This window comes from Reyranella soli (assembly GCF_007992495.1).
GTDB classification, from domain to species: domain Bacteria; phylum Pseudomonadota; class Alphaproteobacteria; order Reyranellales; family Reyranellaceae; genus Reyranella; species Reyranella soli.
The window spans coordinates 16,832-40,233 of sequence record NZ_BKAJ01000045.1 but is presented as its reverse complement, the minus strand read 5'-3'; the positions used below and the strand labels follow the sequence as shown (position 1 = coordinate 40,233).

Here is a 23,402-nt window from a genome sequence, read left to right as displayed (position 1 = left end):
TCTTAATCGCGCGTCACCTCGGCGGAGAGCGGATCTGTGACGTCGGCCCGCACGTATTCGCTCTGGCCCGGCGTGATGGTCATCAAGGTCACGCCTTCGGGATAATCGAACCGGTGCCAGGCGCCGGCAGGCACGATGGCAAGCTTTCCGGTATCGACCGGCGTGGACTGCGTCCCCGTATCGGTGACGACATGCAACGTCGCCGCGCCGTCGATGATGTAGACGAATTCGTCCCCGTCGGGATGCCTCTCCCAGGCGCCCCGGCCAGCCGACTTGCTCACGAAGATGGTGGCATCGCGATACGTGGCCAGGCGAGCCGACGAGCCCTTGCGGTCCTCCCTCGTCGAGGTCGGCGTGCGCCCGCGGAACATCGTCAGCTTCGCAAGCTCCGCGTCCAGATCGAAAAGAGCCGTCATCACACGCTCCGTGCCAGGCCGTAGGTTGTCTGAGGCATGCGGCCGGAACGTTAAGAGTTCGTGACGTCCCTATTTCCATATTTCCGGTACGAATCGGGACACGCCGTCAGACGCCGCACCGGAATGGCGGACTAGGACTTTGTGAGCTCGCGCCGCGCCAGCGGATGCCTCACCAGTGCGCGCACAATGAGCGGTATGCCGATCGCAGCAGGCAACAGCCAGAACGCAATTTGGGGAAGCTCACTCCAGAGCGGCAGGTTCTTGCCGTTGTCCACGTAGAACGCGGTCAGCATCAGAATGTACGACAGGCCCATGCCGGTGATGTGCACCCTGATCCAATGGCGCCAACGCTGACGCAGAGCTGTCCGCCCGACAGTCGCTGCGATCAAGGAAAGAAGGCCGAGGATGAACAGGTGATCGTTCTCGGCCCAACGCACCACGGACAGGCCAGTGGCTGAAGCGACGAGTACCGCCAGGCACCAGTAGTAGAGCGTTCCGGACGTCGAATGACGGCCTCGGCGTTTGCGACTGAGCATGGCAACCAAGCCCGCAATAACACAGGTCACGCCCACCAGGATGTGGAAGCGCACGACGGCGAGGAAGCCAGGGTCGGTCGAGGGCACCGGCACGCCGAAGACGATGGTTGTGTCATCAGGCATTCGATCGTCGCTTTGCCATCGGTCTGCGCGGATCAGAGCGACTGGCCTTGGTTACCGTGTCATTGTCGCCCATCGCCGACTCGAGCAGACGCGTTATGGCAAGAATGCCTTCGAGGCGTGCCGCAACCGAGCCGGCGTCGATCCGATAGAAGACGTGCCGGCCTTCCTTGCTCGCCCTGATGATTTGCGCGGCGGCAAGCTGCTGCAAATGACGCGCAACAACCGAGCGATCCTGAGGCAGGCGGGCAGCGACCGCAGCGATGTCGGCGCGGCCCAACAGGATGAGCTCGCGCAACACCGCGATGCGCGCCGGCTCGCACAGTGCCCTGAAGAACCCCATGTCGAAGACCGCCACGCACCGGCGCGCAGCTTCCCGTCGCGACACCGCCATCTGCCTCCGATTACGTCCATGTAGGCATTTATGTGCATACATGCCTTTAAATGACGGAACCTGGCTAATGGTTGCCCATGTCAGGCGCTGCGCAGGTTCGGTCCGCTAGCTGGAAGGCGTTCGGACCGCAGGCTCCAGCCCTTCGCCAGCGCATAAATCGCTGGGATCACCAGCAAAGTCAGCAGCGTCGAACTAGCCATGCCGCCGACCATGGGCATGGCGATGCGCTGCATCACCTCCGACCCGGTGCCCTCGTTCCACAGGATCGGCAGCAGCCCGGCGACGACGGCCGTCACGGTCATCATCTTCGGCCGTACGCGCTCGACCGCGCCTTCCATGATCGCGGCGTGGAGGTCGGCTCGCGTGAATGCCCGGCCTGCCGCTGCGCACAGCGCACGCCGCGCTCCCAGCGCCTGGTCGAGATAGATCAGCATGACGACGCCGGTCTCAGCGGCGACGCCCGCCAGGGCAATGAAGCCGACCGCCACCGCGACGCTCATGTTGAAGCCCATCCACCAGACGAGCCACAGGCCGCCCACCAGAGCGAAGGGCAGCGACAGCATCACGATGAGAGTCTCAGTCAGCCGTCCGAAGTTGAGATAGAGCAGGACGAAGATCAGCAGCAGGGTCGCCGGCACGACCAGCCGCAGCTTGGCCTCGGCACGTTCGAGGTATTCGAACTGGCCGCTCCACACCGCGTAGGTGCCGGGCGGAAAGACGACCCTCTCCTGCACGGCGCGGCGAGCATCGGCGACGAAGCCGGCAAGGTCGCGGTCGCGGAAATCGACATACACGTAGACGGCAAGCTGGGCGTTCTCGGTGCGGATCGTCGTCGGTCCCTGGGTCAGCTTCACCTCGGCGAGTTGCCCCAACGGCAGCATGCCGCCTCGCATGGTCGACACCAGCACGTCCGAAGCGATGGCGCGCGGATCGCTGCGGAAGTCGCGGGCATAGCGGACATTCACCGAATAGCGCTCGCGGCCTTCGACCGTGGTCGTCACGGCTTCGCCGCCCAATGCGTTGGCGACGGCCAGCTGGACGTCCTCGATCATGACGCCGTACTGCGCCAAGCGGGTGCGATCGGGCACGATGTCCAGGAAATAGCCACCCGTCACGCGTTCGGCATGAGCCGAGGTCGTGCCTGGCACTGAATGGATGGCTGCTTCGACCTGGCGGGCGATCGTCTCGAGCTCGGCGTAGTCGCGGCCGAGCAGCTTTACGCCGACCGGCGTGCGGATGCCGGTGGCCAGCATGTCGATGCGGGCCTTGATCGGCATGGTCCAGGCATTGCTCACACCGGGGAACTGCAGGGCGCGGTCCATCTCGGCGATCAGCTTGTCCACGGTCATGCCCGGCCGCCAATCGGCTTTCGGCTTGAGGTTGATGATGGTCTCGAACATCTCGAGCGGCGCGGGGTCGGTCGCCGTCGCGGCGCGGCCAGCCTTGCCGAACACCGAGGCGACCTCGGGGAACGACTTGATGATCTTGTCCTGCGTCTGCAGCAGCTCTGCCGACTTGGTCACCGACAGGCCGGGCAGCGTTACTGGCATGTAGAACAGCGTGCCCTCGTCGAGGCTTGGCATGAACTCCGCGCCCAGACGCATCGCCGGCCAGGCCGACGCGGCCAGGGCGGCGACCGCCACGGCAATGGTGAGCAGGCGGGCGCGCAGCACCAGGTGGATCAATGGCCGATACAGCCAGATGAGGGCGCGATTCACCGGATTGCGACGCTCCGGCAGGATGCGGCCGCGCACGAACAGCATCATCAGCGCCGGCACCAGCGTCACAGACAAGAGCGCGGAAGCGGCCATGGCGAGGCTCTTGGTCCAGGCCAAGGGCTTGAACAGCCGGCCTTCCTGTTCCTCCAACGCGAAGATCGGCAGGAACGACACGGTGATGATCAGCAGGCTGAAGAACAGCGCCGGCCCGACCTCGACGGCCGCCTCGATGATGGCCTCGGCGCGCGACTGGCCGGGCTTCAGCCGCTCGAGATGCTTGTGGGCGCTCTCGATCATGACGATGGCGGCATCGACCATGGCGCCGATGGCGATGGCGATGCCGCCCAGGCTCATGATGTTGGAGCCGATGCCCAGCACCTGCATGGCGATGAAGGCCATCAGCACGCCGGCCGGCAGGGTTATGATCGCCACCAGGGCCGAGCGGACATGCAGCAGGAACACGACACACACCGCGGCGACGACCAGGCTTTCCTCGATCAAGGTCGACTTGAGCGTCGCGATGGCGCGCTGAATCAGCTCGGAGCGATCATAGACCGTCTCGATCCGCACACCCTCGGGCAGGCCGGAGGCGATGTCCTTGAGCCTGGCCTTGACGTTGCCGATGACGTCGAGGGCGTTCTGGCCGAAGCGCTGGATGGCGATGCCGCCCACCGCCTCGCCCTGCCCGTCGAGCTCGCTGAGGCCGCGCCTTTCGTCGGGACCCAGCTCGATGCGCGCCACGTCGCGCAGCAGCACCGGCGTCGGCCCGTCGGCCTTCAGCACGATCTGGTCGAGGTCGGCCGCCGACGTGACGTAGCCGCGGCCGCGCACCATGAACTCGGCCTCGGCCAGCTCGACGACTCGGCCGCCGGTCTCGCGGTTGGAGGCGCGCACGGCATCGACGACGCGCGACAGAGGCACGCCGTAGCTCCTGAGCTTCACCGGATCGACGACGACGTTGTACTGGCGCACGAAGCCGCCGACGCTTGCCACCTCGGCCACGCCCTGCGCCTTGGCGAGCCCGAAGCGCACGTACCAGTCCTGCTGCGAGCGCAGCTCGGCCAGGGTGCGGTTGGCGCCGACGACGGCGTATTGATAGACCCAGCCGACACCGGTCGCGTCGGGACCGAGCGTCGGCTTGACGTTGGCCGGCAGCTTCGCTGTGCCCGAGTTCAGATATTCGAGCACGCGGCTGCGCGCCCAGTAGATATCGGTGCCGTCCTCGAACACGACATAGACGAACGACACGCCGAAGAAGGAGAAGCCGCGGACGACGCGGCTCTTGGGCACGGCCAGCAGCGCCGTGGTCAGCGGATAGGTCACCTGGTCCTCGACCACCTGGGGCGCCTGTCCCGGCACCTCGGTGTAGACGATCACCTGCGTGTCGGAGAGGTCGGGAATCGCGTCGAGCGACAGTCGACCGACGGCGAACAGCCCCCCGCCCACGAGGCCGGCCGTGGCGATCAGGACCAGCAGCAGGTTGCGCGCCGACCACCGGATGACGCCGGCGATCACTTGGCGTCTCCGAAGGCCGCGAGGGCCGCGCGGATGTTGCTCTCGGCGTCGATCAGGAAGGTGGCCCGGGTCACCACCTTCTCACCGGATCGCAGGCCTTCCAGCACTTCGACGTAACCCGGCACCCGTGCACCGAGCCGGACGGGCCGCGGTTCGTAGTGGCCTTCGCCGCGTTCGACCAGCACGACTTGGCGACGGCCGCTGTCGATCACGGCGGAGTCCGGCACGGCCAGGTGGTTGCCCGTGAGAGGGGCCGCGATCTCTACGGTGGCCGCCATTTCCGCGCGCAGTTGGCCATCCGGATTCGGCACTTCGATGCGAAGGCGCGCCGTGCGGCTGTCCTTGCCGATGCTGGGATAGATGAAGGTGACTCGCCCCTCGAAGCTACGATCGGGCCAGGCGTTGACCGTGATTCGCGCCGCATCGCCGACTTTCACGAAGGCGAGATCCTGCTCGTAGACCTCGGCCATCACCCACATGTTGGAGGTGTCGGCGATGCGAAACAGCGCCTCGCCCGGCTGGAAGTGCATGCCTTCGACGGCGATCTTGTCGATCACCGTTCCGGCGACCGGCGACGAAAAGACGACGGTGCGCGAGGGCGGGTCCCCGCGGTGCAGCTTTTCGAGGGCGGCTTCGGGGAAGGCGAGATACCGCAACTTGTCGGTGGCGTCGGCGCTGCGGCCGGCGACCCGCCATTGCTGCTGCAGGATGTTCAGCTCGGGGCTGTAGACGTCGAACAGATCCTGACCAACCTTCACCGTATCGCCGGTGGCATTGACGACGAGCTTCTCGATCCAGCCGCTGAACTTGGGCGCCACCACGAACAGACGCCGCTCGTCGAACTGCAGGCTGGCAAAGGCGCGCACGGTGCGCGAGAGGGTGCGCTGCTGCACCTCCTCGGTGCGGACACCCAGCCGCTGCACCTTGTCGAGGCTCAGCTTGACGGTGCCTGGCGCCTCCCCGGCCGCGTCCTCGCAGACCGGGATGTAGTCCATGTTCATGGAATCCTTTTTGGGCACCGGCGAGGTGTCGGGCGTGCCCATCGGATTGCGGTAGTACTTCACCTTGCCGCCGGGGCAGGGGGGATCGGCCGCCTCGACGCGAGGCGCACCGGCCAAGGCGATGCCGAGAATGGCGAACGCGGCGGCGCCGGCGATGCCGGACCGCAATCTTGCAACGACTGTCATGAATCCCTCCGCGATGCCGGACGCGGATGCGCCGGCTCAAACTGACCAGAGAGCGGTCAGGCGCGCGGTGGGTAAGGGTCGGGCGGCCGGTCCAGGCCGCGAAGGGCGACCGCTGTGGCGGATGGCAACTGGGTAGAAGCCGTCTGCAGAGGCAGGGCGACGGGTGCGGCCGCCAGCGCCGGCGAAGCGGCTACACAGGCGGATGCACAAGTCGTGAGGGCGGGCGGACAAGGCGCGCCCTTGCAGTCCGGACAATGGTCGCAAGGTTCGGAGGCCGCTGCCTGGGCCTGAGCCGGCACGTAGGCGACCACCGACAGGCTCGCCGCCAAAATGGCGAGACATCCCAGCAGACCGGCAAAGAGGCGCAGGCGCTTCACATCGCCAATTTCGTGCGCCGGCGACAGTCGCGCAAGTCACGTTTCGGTCACGCCGGCGTGGCGCGCCATTCCTGGGACAGCCATGGACATCTGGCCCTGGCGCGGCTTCTTGCCGTAATGTCCTATTGGATATAACGAGTGCGGCATGACGGCGACGGCTCAGGAAGGCAGTGGACGCAAGGGCGGCGTAGGCGCTTTCCTCGCCGGCACGGGGATCGGCACGCTGGGCGGGCTCATTGGCCTGGGCGGCGCCGAGTTCCGCCTGCCGCTGCTGATCGGCCTGTTCCGCTTCGGCCCGTTGGAAGCCGTCATCGTCAACAAGGCGATGAGCTTGATCGTCGTGGCGTCGGCCTTGCCGCTGCGCACCGGGACGATCTCCCTCGCAGCCATTGCCGGGCACTGGATGGTCATAGCGAACCTGCTGGCCGGCAGTCTCTTGGGTGCCTGGGTCGGCGCGGCGTGGGCGACCCGACTGCGCTCGGAGACGCTGTATCGCGTCATCGCTGTGCTGCTGGTCGTGATCGCCGGCGTGTTGCTGGTCGGTCACGGGGCAGAAGGATCGGGCCGGCCGTTGCTCACCGGCACGGCCCAGATGGTGGCCGGCGTGGCGGCGGGCATTGTCATCGGCGTCGTGGCCTCGCTGCTGGGTGTGGCCGGCGGTGAGCTCTTGATTCCCACCCTGATCCTGCTGTTCGGCACCGACGTGAAGCTCGCGGGCAGCCTGTCGCTCGCCGTCAGCTTGCCGACCATGTTGGTCGGCTTCGCCCGCTACAGCCGCGACAGCACCTTCGTCGTCCTGGGACGCAATCGCTGGTTCGTGATCGTGATGGCCGCCGGCTCGATCGCCGGAAGCCTGGTCGGGGCGCTGCTGCTGGGCATCGTCCCGGGCTTCGTGCTGTTGCCGGCACTGGCGGCGATCCTGCTGATCAGTGCCTACAAGGTCTGGCGTCACGAATGACGCGCCGGTCTTTATTTCGAATATTCCGGAAAGACCGTTTGACATTCCCCAGGACGCATCCCAGATTGCCGTCATGAAGCTCGACGATGCCGCAGCCCGCCTGGAAGCCTTGGGCAATCCGACCCGGCTAAAAATCTACCGTACCCTGGTGCGGGCCGGTCAGGAAGGCATGCCGGTCGGCCGCCTGCAGGCCCGGCTCGACATCGCCGCCTCCACTCTCTCGCATCACCTCAAGGCGCTGGTCGGCGTCGGCCTGGTCACCCAGACGCGCGAAGGCACCACCCTTGTTTGCCACACCAACTACGACATGATGCGCGGCCTGATCGACTACATGGTCGAGGAATGCTGCGCCGAAGGAACCTGCGCACCTGCAGCACTTTCGAAAATGCCGAAGGTCGCGTGAGTTTTTTTGCCCAACTATTTCGATGATTCCGGAAGGACAGGAGCATCCGACATGCCCGACTCACTGAACAAGCCGAAGACCGTCGCCATCCTGGGCGCAGGCCCCGTCGGCCTCGCCGCCGCCGCGCACGTGCTCGAACGTGGCATGGAGCCCGTCGTGCTCGAAGCCGGCCCGCAGGTCGGCCACGCGGTGCGCCAGTGGAGCCACGTGCCGCTGTTCTCGCCGTGGGAATACGCCATCGACGCGGCGTCGGAGCGGCTTCTGACGGCGGCCGGCTGGAATTCTCCGGCGCCCGACCAGTATCCGACCGGTGGTGAGCTTCTCGCGCAATATCTCGAGCCGCTGGCCACGCGCACGCCGCTCAAGGACCACATCCGCACCAGCAGCATGGTGACCAGCGTCGGCCGCGCCGGCTTCGACAAGATGAAGAGCAACGGCCGCGCCTTCGAGCCCTTCACCATCCGCTATCAGAATGGCCAAGCTTCGAGGAATGGAGGCCCCGAGCAGCTCAAGGCCGATGCCGTGATCGACGCCACCGGCACCTGGTTCTCGCCCAACCCGGCCGGCGCCGACGGCTTGCCGGCAATCGGCGAGCGCGAGGCGCAGGACCGCATCGCCTACGGCATGCCCGACGTGATGGGCCGCGAGCACGCCCGCTACGCCGGTCGCACCGTGGCCGTGCTGGGTGCTGGCCATTCGGCGATCGGCACACTGATCGACCTCGTGCGCCTCAAGGCGGAAGCGCCGGGGACCGAGGTCATCTGGCTGCTGCGCGGAGACAAACCCGAGAAGGCGTTCGGCGGCGGCGCCAATGACAAGCTCGCTGCCCGTGGCGCCCTGGGCACGGCCTTCGCCAAGCTGGTGATGGACGGCAAGATCTGCGTCGAGACCGGCTTCCGCGTCTCGCACATCAGCCGCGACAGCGAGAAGCTGCGCATCGGCGCCGGGTCTTCGTGCTGCGGCCGCTTCGTTGCCGTCGACGAGCTGGTGGTGGCGACGGGCTTCCGGCCAGACTTCGACTTCCTGCGCGAGGTCCGGCTGTCGCTCGATCCGGCCGTCGAGTGCCCGCCCATCCTGGCGCCGCTGATCGATCCCAACGTCCACAGCTGCGGCACGGTGCGCCCGCACGGCGCGCGCGAGCTCGCCCAGCCCGAACCCGGCTTCTACTTCGCCGGCATGAAGAGCTACGGCCGCGCGCCGACCTTCCTGATGCTGACGGGCTACGAGCAGGTCCGATCGATCGTGGCCGAGATCGCCGGCGACCATGAAGCAGCCGCCCGCGTCGAGCTGGTGCTGCCCGAAACCGGCGTCTGCTCGGGCCCGGGCCCGGAGGCCAACCTCGCCAAGGCGGAGGCGAGCGCGGCTGGATGCTGCGGCGGTCCGGCACCGGAACCGAAGGCCGCCCAGACACCGAGCGGCTGTTGCGTGGCCGACGTGAAGGCCAAGCAGGAAGGCAAGAAAGGCTGCGGCTGCTGATGACGCCGCATGCGCCGATGCCGCCGGGTCCGCCCGGCGGCACGGCCGACTACGGATGATCAAGTGGAAGCTGTCATTGCCAATCCGCGTGTTCGCTCACCGGGCCTGACCGGCGCCCTGGTGGCGTTTTCTGCCTTCGTCGGCATATTCGCGACGACACCCGGGCAGACCGTCGGCGTCTCCTCCTTCATCGATCCGATCGCCGTCGACCTCGGCCTGGCGCGCGAGCATGTGCTGCTGCTCTACAGCATCGGCACCTTCCTCGGCATCCTGACCGCTCCCATGATCGGCCGGCTGGTCGACCGCTTCGGGCCGCGTCGCCTGATCGCGCCGATCGTCGTGGCGCTCGCCATCGCCTGCGGCGTCATGAGTGTCGCCTGGAACGCCTGGTCGCTGGCGGCAGGCTTCGTACTCCTGCGGGCCACCGCCATCGCCGGTCTCAGCCTGGTCAGCAACCAGATGGTCAATCTGTGGTTCGACCGCTTCCGCGGCCGCATCATCGCCCTGACCTTGATGGGTATGGCGATCGGCGGACTAGTCGTGCCGCCCTTCGCCGAAGGCATCATCCAGTCCGACGGCTGGCGCACCGCCTACCTCACGCTCGGCGCCGGCGTGTTCGCGATCATGATGCCGGTAGGTCTGGCCCTTTATCGCAATCGGCCCGCAGACCGAGCCGACCGCGACTTCGGCCGTCCGGGACCAAGCGTCTCGGCCAACGTCGGCGACGGGTTGACGCTCGGCGAAGCCGCCGGCACCACCGTCTTCTGGTACCTGACGGCGATCACTTTGCTGGTGAACGCCGTCAACACCGCTCTGCTGCTCGATCATGTACGGGCGATGTCCGCTGCGGGCCTCGATCGCTCGCAAGCCATCGCCCTGCTGGGCGCCGTGACGACCATGCAGGCCGTGGCCACCCTGGCGACAGGCATGCTGGTCGATCGCTTCGGTGCGCGGCCGGTCGGACTGCTCGGCCTTGCCATGCTGGCGGCGTCGGTCCTCTCGGTGATGGCGGCTCCCGGACTTGGCGGCGGTCTCGTCTACGCCGTCACGCTCGGCGCCATGATCGGCATGCTGCAGGTCGTGCATTCGTCGGGCCTGGCCGAATCCTTCGGCACCGCGCATCTCGGAACCATCAAGGGCACGACCTTCGTGGTCGGCGTCTCCGGCGCCGCCGCCGGGCCGCTGCCGCTGCTGTGGTCGCCGACCGCCGCCTACTGGATCTTCCTCGGGCTGACCCTGTGCGGCGCCGCGCTGGGCGTTCTCAGCCTGCGTAGGCGCTTGTCGAGAGTGTGACCATGACCTGCTGTGTCGACTTCCACTTCGATTTCGCCTCGCCCTACGGCTTCCTGGCAGCGATGTTGGCCGCTTGATGGACAGGCGCCGGTTGTCGACGATCACTGTCCTGGGCTCGACACAGACGCTCGCCTGGGCATCGAGCTACTACCTGCCGGCAATTCTCGCCGACGACATCGCGCGCGACACCGGCACGTCGACCACCTGGCTGTATGCGAGCTTTTCCGTATCGCTGATCATCTCGGCGCTGCTGGGCCCGCGCGCCGGCCGGCTGATCGATCGCGGCAGCGGCAATGCCGTGCTGGCCGTGTCCAACCTCTTGTTCGCCGGCGGGCTCGTGATGCTGAGTCTCGCGCAGTCCCTGCTCGTCCTCCAGCTCGCCTGGCTCGTCCTGGGCATCGGCATGGGCATTGGCCTCTATGACGCGGCCTTCGCCGTGCTGGGGCGCATCTACGGCACCAGTGCGCGTGGCGCCATCACCGGGATCACCCTGTTCGCCGGCTTCGCCAGCACCATCGGCTGGCCTCTCACGGCGTGGGGGGCATCGACGATCGGCTGGCGCGACACGTGCCTCGCCTGGGCGGCGCTACACTTCTTCGTCGCCCTGCCACTGAACTACTGGTGCCTGCCGCGGCCGACCATGGCCGTAAGCGAGAAGCACGCCACCGACAAGCCGGTACCGCTCGACCGGCCGATGATCCTGCTCGGCTTTGCCTTCGCCGCGGCTTGGGTGGTGACGGCCGGCATGGCTGCGCATTTCCCGCGCATCATGGAGGCAGCCGGCGCTTCGACGATGCAGGCGATCGCGGCCGGCGCGCTGATCGGACCGGCCCAGGTCGCGGCGCGGCTGCTCGAGGCCGGACCCCTGTCGCGTTTGCATCCCCTGATCACGGCACGCCTCGCCTCGCTCACGCATCCGATCGGGGTGGCCGTTCTATTGATCGCGGGAGGCAGCGTCGCATCGAGCGCCTTTGCCGTGCTGCACGGTTCCGGTAACGGCATCCTCACGATCGCGCGGGGCACCGTGCCGCTCGCCATCTTCGGACCGGAGAACTACGGCTATCGCCTGGGCCTGATCGGCTTGCCATCGCGCTTCCTGTCGGCCCTTGCTCCCTTCGCCTTCGCCGTCCTGCTCGACAATATCGGCGCGTCGATCCTATTCGTGACCGCCGGCCTCAGCCTGGCCGCCTGCGCCGCGTTTTGTGTCCTGCAGGCGCCCAAGGATGCCCGAGCCCATGCCGATTGACCGCACAACGGGCGCGCGCCTGGTCGCCATCGTCTGCACCGCCCAGGTCTTCGTGCAGATCGGCGCCTTCTACTGGCCGGCGCTGATGCCGCAGATGATGCGGCACTGGTCGCTCACCAACAGCGAGGCCGGCTGGATCACCTCCTCGTTCTATGCCGCCTACATGCTCTCGGTGCCGGTCTTGGTGACCTTGACCGACCGCATCGACGCCAAGCGCGTCTACCTGTTCGGCGTCGGCTGCACGCTGATCGCGCACTTGGCCTTCGGCCTGCTGGCAGACGGCTTCTGGTCGGCGATGGCGCTGCGCGGGCTGGCGGGCATCGGCTGGGCCGGCACCTACATGACGGGCTTGAAGCTCTTGGCCGACCAGGTCGACGCCAAGATGATGTCGCGCGCCGTCACCGGCCACGCCGCCAGCATCGGCATCTCGGGCGCGGTTTCCTACGTGCTGGGCGATTTCCTGGCTTCCGAGTTCGGCTGGCGATGGGCCTTTGCCAGCGCCGGCCTCACGGCGGCGATCGCCTGGATCACCGTGGCGCTCGCCGTGCCCGGCCGGCCGCCGCCGGCGCCCAGGCCCGGCGCCCAGCCGGCGCTGTTCGACTTCCGCCCCGTGCTGCGCAACCGCTCGGCCTTCGCCTACTCCCTGGCCTATTGCGTGCACACGCTGGAGATGAACGCCCTGCGCGGCTGGGGCGTGGCCTTCCTGGCCTGGGTCGCGGTCCATAGCGGCATGACGGGCGAGCTGCTGTCGCCCACCGTCGTCATCACCGTGCTCGGCCTTCTGGGCACGCTCACCAGCGTCTTGGGCAACGAAGCCTCGATCCGCTTCGGACGACGGCGGCTGATCGTCGGCGCCATGGTGCTGTCGATCGCGGTCGGGCTGCTGCTGGGCTTCGTCGGCTCGAAAGGCTACTGGCTCGCCGTCGTGCTGATCGTGGTCTACGGCATGATCATCTGGCTCGATTCTTCGTCGCTCACCGCCGGCGCCGCAGGCTCGGCCGATCCGGCGCGACGCGGCGCCACGCTCGCCGTGCATTCGATGCTGGGTTACGCGGGCGGCTTCGTCGGGCCGCTGGCGATCGGCTGGACACTCGACGCTGCGGGCGGGATGTCGCCATTGGCGTGGGGCCTCGCCTTCGGGGTGGTCGCCATTCTGATGGCGCTGGCGATGATGGTGTTCGTCGCCATCCGGCCACGCGAGCTCGAAGGCGATCGCGGCGGCTGAACGCGATACCTGGTTACCGCTTCGCAACCTCGCGGGCGACAAGCACCACGATCACGCCGAAGCTCAGAGCCATGACGGTGACAAGGGCGGTAGGAACGAACATGGCATCGATATAGGGACGCCATGTTTTGTTGCGATGTCATCCCTTGGGATAGTTCGTATCGTCCGTGTCGCCAGGTCTCGACACTTCCTAGGCCTCCCCCGTCATACGGGGGAGGATATAGGAGGGGGCGGGCAACAGTACGGGCGCTGCCAATTTCAGATCGGAATGATCTCTTCCTTGGCCAGATCGACTCTGAGGCTTTCCCCCTCCCTACCCTCCCCCGTATGACGGGGGAGGAGATATGAGTCAGTTCGTCGCCGCCTTCTTCGCCAGCGACAGCACCAGCTCCAGCGCCTCCTTGCCGGGCAGGCCCTTCTTCTCGGTCTCGGCGACCCACTGGTCCCATACCGGCTTACCCGCCGTCGCGATCAGCTTGTCGCGCATTTCGGGCGAGACCTTGATGACCTCGAGCTTGCGCTTCTCGAACAGCGGGAAGGACTTCTTGTCGGCCTCCTCGTAGGCCACGCGCTGCAGGCGGTAGGCTTCGGGCTTGGCCTCCTCGAGGATCTTCTTGTACTCGTCGGGCAATGCCTTCCACGCCGTCTGGCTCAGCACCACCGAATTGTGCACGATGCCGAGCTGCATGCCCAAGGTGTACCACTTCGACACTTCGTGCAGCTTGTAGGCCGTGAAGCTGTAGGTGAAGGGGAACGACGCGGCCTGGAAGGTGCCGCGCTCGAGCGCGGTGTAGACTTCCGGCGCCGACACCGAGGTCGGCACGGCCCCCAGGAGCTTCATGGCGTCGCCCAGCCCGCCCAGCGCGCGCACCCGCATGCCCTTCCAGTCCTCGAGGTTACGCGGCGGCTTGCCCGCTCCCATGAACTCGTAGTTCGGCAGCAGCAGGGTCATGAAGTGCATGGCATTCCACTTGCCGAGCTCGTCGGCCACCGGCTTCCAGGCCTGGTAGCCGTCCTGCACCTTGGCCGACGCCACCAGGTCGTCGATCGGCAGGAACGGCATGTCGAGCACGCCCTGCAGCGGCGTCTTCGCCGGCGCGTAGGAGTAGGCGACGAACGCGCCCTGGTAGGCGTCGACCTTGATGCCATCGAGGAAGTCCTTCGCCTCGCCGAGCTGCTCATTGTACTTGAGGTTGATGATGAAATTGCCGCCGCTCTTCTCCTTGGCGACCTTCGCCAGGTGCTCGAAGGTCACCGTCGCCGCCCGCGGCGGCCCGTAGAGCGAGAAGGTCCAGGTGACCTTGTCGTTGGCCTCCGCCGGCAGCGCCGCCAACAGGCCCGCTCCCAACGCTATCGACAGAGAAAACCTTCGATACATGGTGACTCCTCCCTGATTTCAGTCTGTGGTTTCGACGATGAAGGTGACGATCTCGGGAAACGCCGTCAGCACGCCGAGCGTGATGATGTCGGCGAAGATGAACGGCCAGATGCCCTTGAAGATGTCGCGCACGGGAATGTCCGGCCGCACGCCGTTGACCACGAACACCACCAGCCCGACCGGCGGCGACAGCGAGGCGATGCCCGAGAGCTTCACCAGCACGATGCCGAACCAGATCGGGTCGTAGCCCAGTGCGTTGATCACCGGGAAGACCACGGGCAGGGTCAGCAGGAACATGCCGATACCCTCGAGCACCGTACCGAGAATGAAATAAAGGACATAGATCGCCAGCAGGATGGCGATCGGCGGCAGGGCGAGATGGGTGACCCAGTTGGAAATCTCCTCCGGCATGCCCGAGAAGCCGAGGAAGCGCACGAAGATCAGGACGCCCCAGATCACCGTGAAGATCATCACCGTGAGCTTCGCCGAGTCGAGCAGGCACTGGCGCAGCTCGCCGCGCTTGATGCCGTTCTTTAGCGCAAAGCCGAATACCGAGAAGGCGCCGAGCGCGCCCGCCTCGGTCGGCGTCGCCCAGCCGAAATACATGCTGAGGAAGATGATCAGGATGACCAGGAAGATCGGCGTCGTGGCCGGCAGCGATTCGGCGCGCTGCATCCAGGTGTAGCCGGTGATGCGCGGGCCGAGCTCGGGTTTGCGCCAGCAGCGGTACGTGATGATCATCGCATAGACGAACGCCGAGAAGATGCCGGGCACGAAGCCCGCGACCAGCAGCTTGCCGATCGACTGCTCGGTGACGATGCCGTAGACGACCAGCAAGGTGCTGGGCGGGATCAGCGAATCGAGCGTGGCGCCGGCGGCGCAGACGCCGGCTGCCAGTTTCTTGTCGTACTTGGCGCGCAGCATCTCGGGGATCGCCACCTTGGCGAATACCGCGGCGGCGGCGCTGCTGGCGCCGGACACCGCCGAGAAGCCTGCGACCGCGAACACCGTGCCGGTGGCGAGCCCGCCGGGCAGCCAGCCGAACCATCGGCGCGCCGCCTCGAAGGCGCTCTGGGTGATGCCGGCGTAGTAGGCCAGGTAGCCGATCAGGATGAACATCGGCAGGACCGACAGCGTGTAGTTGGCGCCCGAGGTGTAGGGCGCGATGCCGGCGGTGCGGATGCCGGCATCCCAGCCGATCAGCCAGACCAGGCCGGCCGTGCCGGTGATGGCGCCGGCAAAGGCGAATCGCACACCGGCGAAGCACAGCGCCAGCAGGACGACCACGCCGATGCAGCCGATGGTGAGGGGACTGAATTCGATCACCGCGCTTCCTTCCGTTCCGCTTCCTCGCGGCCGAGCGCGTCAGCGATCTCGTCCTTCACCTGGGTTTCGAGGGTTATGAGCTTGGGCACCGCGATCGGATCGGCACCGGGATGGGCGATCAGGCGCATATAACCCCAGGCCTGCAGCGACAGGCGCAACCACAGCACCGAGAGCGCCAGCGGCACCATCAGCTTGGCCGGCCAGGTCGGCAGCTTGATGTCCATGGTCGAATCGCCGATCTGGTACGCCCGCAGGAAGTTGGTGAAGCTGGCGTAGATCAGCACGGTGACGATCGCGAAGATCATGACGACGCCGAACAGCTCGATCTTCCAGCGATTCGAGGGCTGCCAGTTCATCGTCAGGTCCATGCCGATATGGCTGCCCAGCCGCTGGGCGTAGGCGATGCCGAGAAAGGCGAACAGCGAGGAGGCCTGCTCGATCCAGTCGATGTAGCCGTAGATCGCGAAGTCGAAGACGGTGCGACCGACGATCTGCGCCACGCCCACGAACATCAGGAAGAAGATGGCGAGGGCGGCGATGATGTTGAGGCTGTCTTCGACCGGCGACAGCAGCGCATCGGCGCGACGCAGGAAAACAGACGATTGTGCGCGGTCGTCAGCGGCCATTCAGCGCCCGCCACGACCGGCGCGGCCAGCGCGCGATCCCATCTTGGCTCCCTTCCCAGAGCGGCGTGGGATCTCTCTTACCGGACCACCATCATTACCCGCTGTCGGGCACACGTTAGGCTAGGCCAATGCGACCGATCAACCCCATTGGCGCCGTTCGCGATGCGGGCTTTCTATTCGCGGCACGGCCAGTTGAAGCGCAGGATGCCCAGCACCATGCCCTTGAAGTCCTGGCGATTGGCTTCCGGCTGCATCGCTTCGATATTGGCGACGATGGTCGAGATGATCTCCTGCCGCGGGACGCGCAGCGGCACGCAGAAGCGATAGTCGGGCTCCAGGACCTCGCCGATATAGAGCAGCGCATCGACCGCGCCCGCACACTGGCCTGCCGCTTCGGAGCCGACCGATTCAGGATGCTCGAGGAAGACGCGGCAGCCGGGCAGCCACGACCTGACCGACGGGTCGGGCTTGTCGAGCGCTTGGGCGCGGCCCGCCGACGCCTGCAGGACAAGCAATAGGGCGAGCGCGATGGTGGCGACGAGGTGCTGGCTCTTCATGTGACGAGCCCGGCGCTGGAGAACAGCAGCACGGAGATGGCCTCGAAAAAGGTCGACAGTCATGGCTGCGCGTCCCCGCGGTCTTCGGCGCGCGGAAGAGATCACGCAGGGGGCAGGCTGGAATGTGCGAAAACACACCCTGCCGCGATATTGTCATATCGGGCTCAATCGACCTGGATGCCGAGCGGCGGCAGCACACGGCGATAGCGCTCGATCTCGCTCACGACATAGGCCTTGAACTCAGCGGGCGGCAGGCAGACGACTTCGCTGCCGTTGTCGCGCGCGTAGGTCTGGAACGACTTTTCCTGTGCACCCCTGGACAGCGTCTGGAACAGGCTCTCGACCAGTGCCGGCGGCAGATTGGCCGGTCCCCAGAATCCCGACCATCCGGGGATGTCGGCTTCGATGCCGAACTCGGCGAAGGTCGGCACGTCGGGCAGCAGCGCGATGCGCTGCGCGCTCGACACGCCGAGAGCCCGCAGCTTGTCGGCCTTCAGGTACTGCATGATGAGCGAGGGCGAGACGAAGAAGCAGTCGATCGTGCCGGTCATGGCGTCGTTGATCGGCGTGCTCTTGTAGGGCACGTGCGTGAGCTGGACCTGGGCGCTGCGGCAGAACAGTTCGCCCACGACATGGGTCGTGTTGCCGATGCCCGACGAGCCATAGGTGAGCTTGCCGGGCTCGGCCTTCGCCGCCGCCAGGAACTCCTGGATGGTCTTGAAGCGCGAGCCGCCGCCCACAATCAGGCCGAAACCCTGGCTGCGCGTCAGCAGCATGATCGGCGTGAAGCCCTCGATCGAATCATAGGGCAGCTTGCGGCTCAACACGGCATTGGTGGTATGGCCGCCGGTCGTGAGCAGCACCGTGGCGCCGTCGGGCCGGGCGCGCGAAACTTCCAGCGAGCCGATACTGGTGCCGCCGCCCGGCTTGTTGTCGACCATGACGCTGCGGCCGGTCGCCAGCCGCACCGCCTCGCCGAACACGCGCGCCGCGTTGTCGGTCCCCGAACCGGCGGCGAAAGGCACGACGATGCGCAGCTGGCCGTCCTGGGCAAGTGCCGCGCCCGGCATGGCGAGACCCGCGAGCCCGCCTTGCAGCACCAGGCGCCGCGTCGCGCTCATGACGCGCGGCCCTGGATACTGTCCAAGGCGTTGGCCAGCGTGCGCACGGGATCGGAAACGGCCGAGGCGCTGCGCCAGCCGACGTAGCCGTCGGGGCGCACCAGCACCGCGCCGCCCTCGTCGATGCCGTAGGTCTCGCGCCAGCGCTCGTCGGCCGGCCTCAGATCGCCGTTGCCCACGATGATAGGCGTGACGTCGATGCCGTTGCTCGTCTGCATCGCCTTCGCCGCGTCGGCCCATGCCGCGCCTCTTGCCCCGGCCAGCAGCGCAAACCCCTTACCGACGAGATCGATGGCCGAGACGCGCTCGCCGTCCGGGCGTTGCAGCCAGGCATGCGGCGCGCGGCCACCCGGACGCGCGGACGCCATGTAGTCGGTGATGGGATTGGCGATGGCGGGCGGCGGCGTACCGTCCGGCACGACGGCGGCCGAATTGTAGCTCGCGCCGAAGATCATGCCCTGCTCGTTGAGAAATTCGGGACGGGCGCTTTTGGTCTCGCTGGTCTTCTGCAGGCGACCCATGGAGACCGCGTTCGCGAGGGCCTGCTCGGTGATGGTGCGGGCGAGCGGCTGACGCTCGTCGTGATAGGTCTGCAAGAGCGAGTCGGCCGCCTTGTCCTGCAGCACCAGGGCGAGCTTCCAGCAGAGATTGTGGACGTCCTGCACGCCGGTGTTCATGCCGAAGCCGCCGGTCGGCGGCATCTCGTGCGCGGCATCGCCGGCGAGAAAGATGCGGCCGTGGCGGTACTGCTCGGCGACGTGCGCCGAGGCGACCCACGGGGCGACGCCTAAAACCTTCACCGGGAGGTCGGGCACACCAGCGGCCAGCCGCACCAGCTCGGCCGAGCGTGCAGGGGTAAAATCCTGCGGCGCGTAACCTTGCGCCCTCAACGAGTTCACCAGGAAGCCCCAGCGATCATGGGCGTTGATGGTGAGGAAGGTGCCGCGCAGCTTGTCGCTCTCGATGAAGTAGAGCGCGGCGGGCCGATCCTCGGTCCATGGGCGCAGGTCGGCCTCGAGCAGGATGTTGACGCTGTCGTAGACGTCCTTCTTGCCGTCCATGCGCACGCCAAGCGCGTTGCGCACCTGGCTCTGTGCGCCGTCGGCCGCAATCATGTATTGCGCTGAAATCTTCCGCTCAGCACCGGTGACGACGTCGCGCAGTGTCGCGGTAACGCCGGCACCGTCCTGGGTGAAGCCCTTCAGCTCCGTGTTGAAGCTGAGCTCGCCCGGCGCCTGTTCCTCCGCGCAACGCCGTAGCACCGGCTCGAGATAGTCCTGGGCGCACAGGCAGGCCCGCACCGGCGAGACTTCTACGCTCTTCTCGCTGCGGCCCCACGGCACGCGGCGCTCGATCTCCTCGCCGGCCAGGGACTTGGCCCAGACGATGAAGCCGGTGCGTTCGGGCGGCAGGCCGGCCTGGCGCACGGCCGTCTCGATGCCCTGCTGGCGGAAGACTTCCATGGTGCGCGCATTGATGCCGCGCGCCTTCGGGTGGATCGCGGTGCCGGGATGGCGCTCGACCAGCAGCGACCGGATGCCGAGCCGCGACAGCAACAGCGAGGCCATCAGCCCCACCGGGCCGCCACCGACGATCAGGACAGGAACTTCCGGCATTTCGTTGCTCCTCGACTGCCCGACGAGCAGAACATGATAAAGGACAGGCAGACGAAGGAAAGCGAGCGGCCGGTGACACGCGACGTGAAAGTCTTCAGCACCATCGCAGTGCAGAGCGCCCTGGAGGCGCTGGTGCCGCAGTTCGAGACGGCGAACGGCTGCCGCCTCGAGATCACCTGGAACACCGCGCCCGCCCTGGTGAAGCGCCTGCAGGGCGGCGAGACCGCCGACGTGCTGATCCTCAACCGCGCCGGCATGGACGCCATGATGCGCGACGGCCGCGTGCTGGCTGGATCCGAGGTCACGCTGGCGAGCTCGGCCACCGCGCTTGCCGTCAAGGCGGGCGCGCCGCGGCCCGACATCTCGACGCCGCAAGCGCTGACGCGCACGCTGCTCGAGGCGCGCGCGATCTCCTACAGCGACCCGGCGGCCGGCGGCGCGAGCGGCATCTATTTCGCCAAGCTGGTAGAGCGCCTCGGCATCGCCGCCGAGATCAACGCCAAGACGAAGTATCCGCCGCCGGCCGGCCTGTGCGCCGACCTGCTGGTGAGCGGCGAGGTCGAGCTCGCCGTGCAGCAGAAGCCCGAGCTGCTGCAGGTCCGCGGCATCGAGATCCTGGGCCTGCTGCCCGGCGACCTGCACATGGTCACGGTGTTCGTCGCCTGTGTCGAAGCATCGAGCGCCGAGCCGGCGACAGGCAAGGCACTGATCGACTTCCTGCGATCACCGGCCTCGATGGCGGTGTTCCGCGCCAAGGGACTCGATACGCCTTAGAACCTCAGCCGCGTGCTTGGATGTCGAGCCGGCCGCGAAATCCATCATGGCCTCCAGTGATCGGACGACGGGAATGCGGGAACGCCTTCCTAAGGTCGCGAGAGTGCCTTGATCTTTCGTTCACACGGAAGAAGAACAGCGATTGCTGGTTACGGCGGCGCCGTGTCGGCCTTATCCCAACCCTTGTCCGGGTTGAAGCTCGTGATCGAGGCCGCGCGCTGCGCGGTCTGCGGACCGAGATCCTGCTCGTAGACGTCGCCCTTGTAGCCCATGACGAAGGTCTTGATGCCGGTCTTGCCGTACGCCACCGGCCAGGCGATGGCGGCGAAGCCGCCGATCATGCGACCGTTCACGATGTAATCGTGCGCCCCGCCCGATGCCGCCGGCCCCTGGCCGTAAAGCAGGCGGAAATTGTAGCCGTACTGCTCGCCCGGCGCGCTGCCGTCGGCCTGCGAACTGGCGACCAGCTCGCCCAGCGGGCTTTGCGGCTCGCCCGCGGCGGTCGGCCAATAGAGTCCGTCCTTCCTGCCAGGCAGGCTCGTCAGTCGCCTCGCATAGACCGGCGAGCCGGTCTTCATCGGATCGAGCTCGGCATAGTCGCGCTCGGCATCGCCGATGGCCAGGAGGGTCTGGATGGCGCCAAGCTCGTTGCGGCCGATCTGGCGGGCCGCGATCTCGTCGATGCCGGCAGCGACGTCGAAGCGCCAGTCCGCGCCGTCCTTGACGAGCGGGATCGGCAACGTCCAGCCGGTCCTGCCGACCTCCACGGTCGCCCGGTCGCGGTCGACCGTCACCTTGCGAGCATCCTGCCACGCCTCGAGATAGCGGCTGCGTTCGACGCCGAAATCCCAGTCGTCGGTCGGCACGAAGTCGCGCCACTTGTCTCCCAGCATCGCCGCCAACGCCTTGCCGTCGGCGCGCCGCACCGCTTCGGTGAGCGCGCCGGCCGCTGCGTCGGCAGTCGGGAAGCCTTGGAGCCTGGGCAGCTGCTGCGCCGCGGCGCCGGCGGCCACGCTCGCCACCATGCCGCCCAGGAGGGAGCGGCGGGGAAAGAGGGCGCTCATCGCCGGCCTCCATGTCCGCCGCGATGTCCGCCGCCGCCGTGGCCGACGTGGCTCGCGTGGCTGAAGTTGGGATGTCCCCGGTAGGCCTGGCCGCGCGAGGCCTCGCGATGCACCTGCCGGCCGTGATTGGCGCTGCTCAGGGCGTGGCTGTTCTCGCGACCGCGATTCTCGGCGCCGCGATAGTCGCCGCCTCGATTCTCTCCAGCCCGGTTTTCGCCACCCCGATATTCGCCGCCACGGTTCTCGCCGGCCCGGTTCTCGCCGCCTCGATTCTCTCCGTCTCGATTCTCGCCACCGCGGTTCTCTCCGCCGCGGCCCTCGGTCGCGCGACCAGCGGCGCCCCGGTTTTCGTTGCCGCGCTGGCCGGCATCCGTCGGATGGTCGAGCCTGCCGCGGAAAGCCTGACGCTGGGCGGCATCGGGATGGTGCTGATCGTAGCGCTCGCGGCTGTCGCGGTCGCGGTAGGGCACGCCGTGGCGGTGCGCCGGATCATGGTTCCAGCGGCCGTCGTGATAGATGTTGCGGTTGAAATTGTTGGTGATGTAGGTCGCCCGGTTGATGTTGATCGTGGTGTAGCTGTTGCCCCGACCCCAGCCGCCCCAGCCGCCCCAGCCCCAACCGCCTCCCCAGCCGCCGCCCCAGCTCCAGCCGCCAAAGAAGCCGCCGCCCACCGAGAAGCCCAGCCCGAAGCTGAAGCCGCCACTCCAGCCACCGCCATAGAACCCGCCCCAGCCATAGCCGGTCGGCGGGAAGTAGGACGGCGGATTGTCGGCGTACGGCCACGAGCCGTAGGCCCAGCTCGGGTCGTAGGCCGGCACGTAGACCGTGTCCGGGTTGGTCGGCTGGATCACAATCGCGGCCGGCGTTCCGGCCGGCGCGCCGGCGCTGGCCGGCTGCTGCGCGACCGTCTGCTGCGCCGTGCTCTTCAGAGTGCCGGCCGACTGGGCCTGGGCACGCAGTCGCTGGATGGACGCGGCGACGTCGGGCTGCTGGGCGATCATCGCGTCGCCGATCTTCTGGGTCCAGTCGAGCTGGCTGTTCATCATCGCCAGGACCTGCGGGAAGGCCACGAGCGAGGTCACGCTGACGTCCCAACCCTCGTCCTTTACCGCGGCCAGCGCCGCATCGCCCTTGAGGTTGGGATTGTCCTTCGACCAGCGCGCCGCCTCGACCACCTCCAGGGGATAGGTCGCCGCCATCAGCGTCTGCGCCAGCAGCGCGTCGGGATAGAGCGCGATCGGCGCCAGCAGCTGGTCGAGCTGCGCCGCCGTGAAAGGCTGGGAGCCCGAGGCCGTGCCGGCCGCGCTCGTCGCGGGCGACGCCGTCCCGACCGTCGAGCCGCCACTCGAGCTGCCAGTCGGGCTACCAGTCGGGCCGCCACCCGCGCCGGTGTTCGATGGCGGCGGTGGCGTCGGCGCCGTTTGAGCGACCGCCCAACCGCTCGCGGTGACGGCCAAGCCTGTGCCGGCGACGGTCGCCGCCAAGGTCATCACTTCCCTTCGTCGCATAAGTGCTCCCAACATGACCCCCTCAAGGGAACGGCGACGGTTGCTCAGCCGGCGCGCGGTCCGCGGTTGCGCACTCCCTCCTCAGCCTTCTTCCTCCTCGAACAACCAGAGCTGGCCGCTCGACTGGCCTGGATTGTCCGTCAGACCCAGAAAAGCCGGCATTCGGCGCTTCTGCTCCGGGCTGAGCGTCGCGAGCAGCGGCTGGGCGGCGGCAATGAACATCTTGAGGTCCTTGGCGCGCGCCTCCTCCCCGTCGGCAAGCATCACGAGGCTTCTTACGAAGTCGGTGGCGGGCGGCGCCGCCAGGCGCTGCTTGAGACGCTCGAAGGAGTTCTTGGCGATGGCGCGAATGGCAGCCTCGACGGGCGGCCACAGCTTCTCCTGATCCGGCGTCAAACCCATCACCGTCTTCAGCGCGACGATGCGCGCGTTCAGCACCGCCTCGGCATCGGCAGCGGTGTATTGCGGCATGGGAGTCGCGGGCCGCGCCGGTGCGGGGTTGGCGGGTTGCTGCGCGGACGCAGCGCCTGCCAGGGCAAAGCTCGAACCGACGACGCCGACCATCATC

The 23,402-nt window shown here is 67.3% G+C and carries 21 protein-coding genes; 7 read left to right on the top strand and 14 right to left on the bottom strand.

The genetic code is table 11. The annotated features are described in order from the left end of the window. Window positions 1-2 precede the first annotated feature (2 nt). The 5 genes from RSO01_RS14465 to RSO01_RS14445 all read right to left on the bottom strand — a co-directional run bounded on the left by RSO01_RS14465 (window position 3) and on the right by RSO01_RS14445 (window position 5,886). A complete protein-coding gene (locus RSO01_RS14465; protein ID WP_147149812.1) occupies window positions 3-416 on the bottom strand; it encodes a cupin domain-containing protein in 414 nt (137 codons plus the stop codon). A 131-nt stretch (window positions 417-547) separates the two neighbouring features. Continuing rightward, window positions 548-1,075, bottom strand: a complete 528-nt coding sequence (locus RSO01_RS14460) for a DUF2306 domain-containing protein (RefSeq protein ID WP_147149811.1) — start codon at window positions 1,073-1,075, stop codon at window positions 548-550. Further along, complete coding sequence (locus RSO01_RS14455) at window positions 1,068-1,430, bottom strand: ArsR/SmtB family transcription factor (RefSeq protein WP_147149810.1); 363 nt, start codon at window positions 1,428-1,430, stop codon at window positions 1,068-1,070. The genes RSO01_RS14460 and RSO01_RS14455 overlap by 8 nt, the downstream gene beginning before the upstream one ends. Before the next feature lie 116 nt (window positions 1,431-1,546). After that, window positions 1,547-4,699, bottom strand: a complete 3,153-nt coding sequence (locus tag RSO01_RS14450) for an efflux RND transporter permease subunit (protein WP_147149809.1) — start codon at window positions 4,697-4,699, stop codon at window positions 1,547-1,549. Continuing rightward, complete coding sequence (locus RSO01_RS14445) at window positions 4,696-5,886, bottom strand: efflux RND transporter periplasmic adaptor subunit (protein ID WP_147149808.1); 1,191 nt, start codon at window positions 5,884-5,886, stop codon at window positions 4,696-4,698. The genes RSO01_RS14450 and RSO01_RS14445 overlap by 4 nt, the downstream gene beginning before the upstream one ends. 522 nt (window positions 5,887-6,408) lie before the next feature. On the opposite strand from RSO01_RS14445, the gene RSO01_RS14440 reads away from it, so the two are divergent. The 6 genes from RSO01_RS14440 (at window position 6,409) to RSO01_RS14415 (ending at window position 12,864) form a co-directional block, all read left to right on the top strand. Continuing rightward, on the top strand, window positions 6,409-7,221 hold the full coding sequence (locus RSO01_RS14440; RefSeq protein ID WP_147149807.1) for a sulfite exporter TauE/SafE family protein: 813 nt from the start codon (window positions 6,409-6,411) through the stop codon (window positions 7,219-7,221). Window positions 7,222-7,294: 73 nt separating this feature from the next. Then, window positions 7,295-7,624 carry an ArsR/SmtB family transcription factor gene (locus RSO01_RS14435; protein WP_147149806.1) on the top strand — a complete coding sequence of 110 codons (330 nt, stop codon included), beginning with the start codon at window positions 7,295-7,297 and terminating at the stop codon, window positions 7,622-7,624. A gap of 51 nt (window positions 7,625-7,675) precedes the next feature. Continuing rightward, window positions 7,676-9,100 carry an NAD(P)-binding domain-containing protein gene (locus RSO01_RS14430; protein WP_147149805.1) on the top strand — a complete coding sequence of 475 codons (1,425 nt, stop codon included), beginning with the start codon at window positions 7,676-7,678 and terminating at the stop codon, window positions 9,098-9,100. A gap of 63 nt (window positions 9,101-9,163) precedes the next feature. After that, on the top strand, window positions 9,164-10,393 hold the full coding sequence (locus RSO01_RS14425) for an MFS transporter (RefSeq protein WP_170303060.1): 1,230 nt from the start codon (window positions 9,164-9,166) through the stop codon (window positions 10,391-10,393). Between the two features lie 76 nt (window positions 10,394-10,469). Further along, the gene (locus tag RSO01_RS14420) at window positions 10,470-11,639 is read left to right on the top strand and encodes an MFS transporter (protein ID WP_147149803.1); all 1,170 of its coding nucleotides are present in this window, start codon (window positions 10,470-10,472) and stop codon (window positions 11,637-11,639) included. Next, a complete protein-coding gene (locus tag RSO01_RS14415; RefSeq protein ID WP_170303059.1) occupies window positions 11,629-12,864 on the top strand; it encodes an MFS transporter in 1,236 nt (411 codons plus the stop codon). Before RSO01_RS14420 ends, RSO01_RS14415 begins: the two co-directional genes overlap by 11 nt. Window positions 12,865-13,213: 349 nt before the next feature. Here the strand turns inward: RSO01_RS14415 and dctP are convergent, their stop codons facing one another. From dctP to RSO01_RS14385, 6 genes are all read right to left on the bottom strand, one after another. Beyond that, window positions 13,214-14,242: a TRAP transporter substrate-binding protein DctP gene (gene dctP / locus RSO01_RS14410; RefSeq protein WP_147149801.1), complete on the bottom strand. Its 1,029-nt coding sequence runs from the start codon at window positions 14,240-14,242 to the stop codon at window positions 13,214-13,216. Window positions 14,243-14,260: 18 nt separating this feature from the next. Beyond that, window positions 14,261-15,568, bottom strand: coding sequence for a TRAP transporter large permease (locus tag RSO01_RS14405; RefSeq protein ID WP_246158404.1), 1,308 nt, complete (start codon window positions 15,566-15,568; stop codon window positions 14,261-14,263). Further along, window positions 15,565-16,194 (bottom strand): TRAP transporter small permease subunit, encoded by a 630-nt coding sequence (locus tag RSO01_RS14400; RefSeq protein WP_147149800.1) that lies wholly within the window; start codon window positions 16,192-16,194, stop codon window positions 15,565-15,567. Before RSO01_RS14400 ends, RSO01_RS14405 begins: the two co-directional genes overlap by 4 nt. Before the next feature lie 173 nt (window positions 16,195-16,367). Then, the gene (locus tag RSO01_RS14395; RefSeq protein WP_147149799.1) at window positions 16,368-16,751 is read right to left on the bottom strand and encodes a hypothetical protein; all 384 of its coding nucleotides are present in this window, start codon (window positions 16,749-16,751) and stop codon (window positions 16,368-16,370) included. Window positions 16,752-16,915: 164 nt separating this feature from the next. Beyond that, window positions 16,916-17,872: a Bug family tripartite tricarboxylate transporter substrate binding protein gene (locus RSO01_RS14390; protein ID WP_147149798.1), complete on the bottom strand. Its 957-nt coding sequence runs from the start codon at window positions 17,870-17,872 to the stop codon at window positions 16,916-16,918. After that, window positions 17,869-19,488: an FAD-dependent monooxygenase gene (locus RSO01_RS14385; RefSeq protein ID WP_147149797.1), complete on the bottom strand. Its 1,620-nt coding sequence runs from the start codon at window positions 19,486-19,488 to the stop codon at window positions 17,869-17,871. Before RSO01_RS14385 ends, RSO01_RS14390 begins: the two co-directional genes overlap by 4 nt. A 33-nt stretch (window positions 19,489-19,521) precedes the next feature. On the opposite strand from RSO01_RS14385, the gene RSO01_RS14380 reads away from it, so the two are divergent. Further along, on the top strand, window positions 19,522-20,262 hold the full coding sequence (locus tag RSO01_RS14380; RefSeq protein ID WP_170303058.1) for a molybdate ABC transporter substrate-binding protein: 741 nt from the start codon (window positions 19,522-19,524) through the stop codon (window positions 20,260-20,262). A 149-nt stretch (window positions 20,263-20,411) separates the two neighbouring features. Here the strand turns inward: RSO01_RS14380 and RSO01_RS14375 are convergent, their stop codons facing one another. The 3 genes from RSO01_RS14375 to RSO01_RS14365 all read right to left on the bottom strand — a co-directional run bounded on the left by RSO01_RS14375 (window position 20,412) and on the right by RSO01_RS14365 (window position 23,401). Continuing rightward, on the bottom strand, window positions 20,412-21,326 hold the full coding sequence (locus tag RSO01_RS14375) for a DUF2950 domain-containing protein (protein WP_147149795.1): 915 nt from the start codon (window positions 21,324-21,326) through the stop codon (window positions 20,412-20,414). Continuing rightward, the gene (locus tag RSO01_RS14370) at window positions 21,323-22,834 is read right to left on the bottom strand and encodes a DUF3300 domain-containing protein (RefSeq protein WP_170303057.1); all 1,512 of its coding nucleotides are present in this window, start codon (window positions 22,832-22,834) and stop codon (window positions 21,323-21,325) included. Before RSO01_RS14370 ends, RSO01_RS14375 begins: the two co-directional genes overlap by 4 nt. An 81-nt stretch (window positions 22,835-22,915) precedes the next feature. Further along, window positions 22,916-23,401: a Spy/CpxP family protein refolding chaperone gene (locus RSO01_RS14365; protein WP_246158402.1), complete on the bottom strand. Its 486-nt coding sequence runs from the start codon at window positions 23,399-23,401 to the stop codon at window positions 22,916-22,918. Window position 23,402 lies beyond the last annotated feature (1 nt).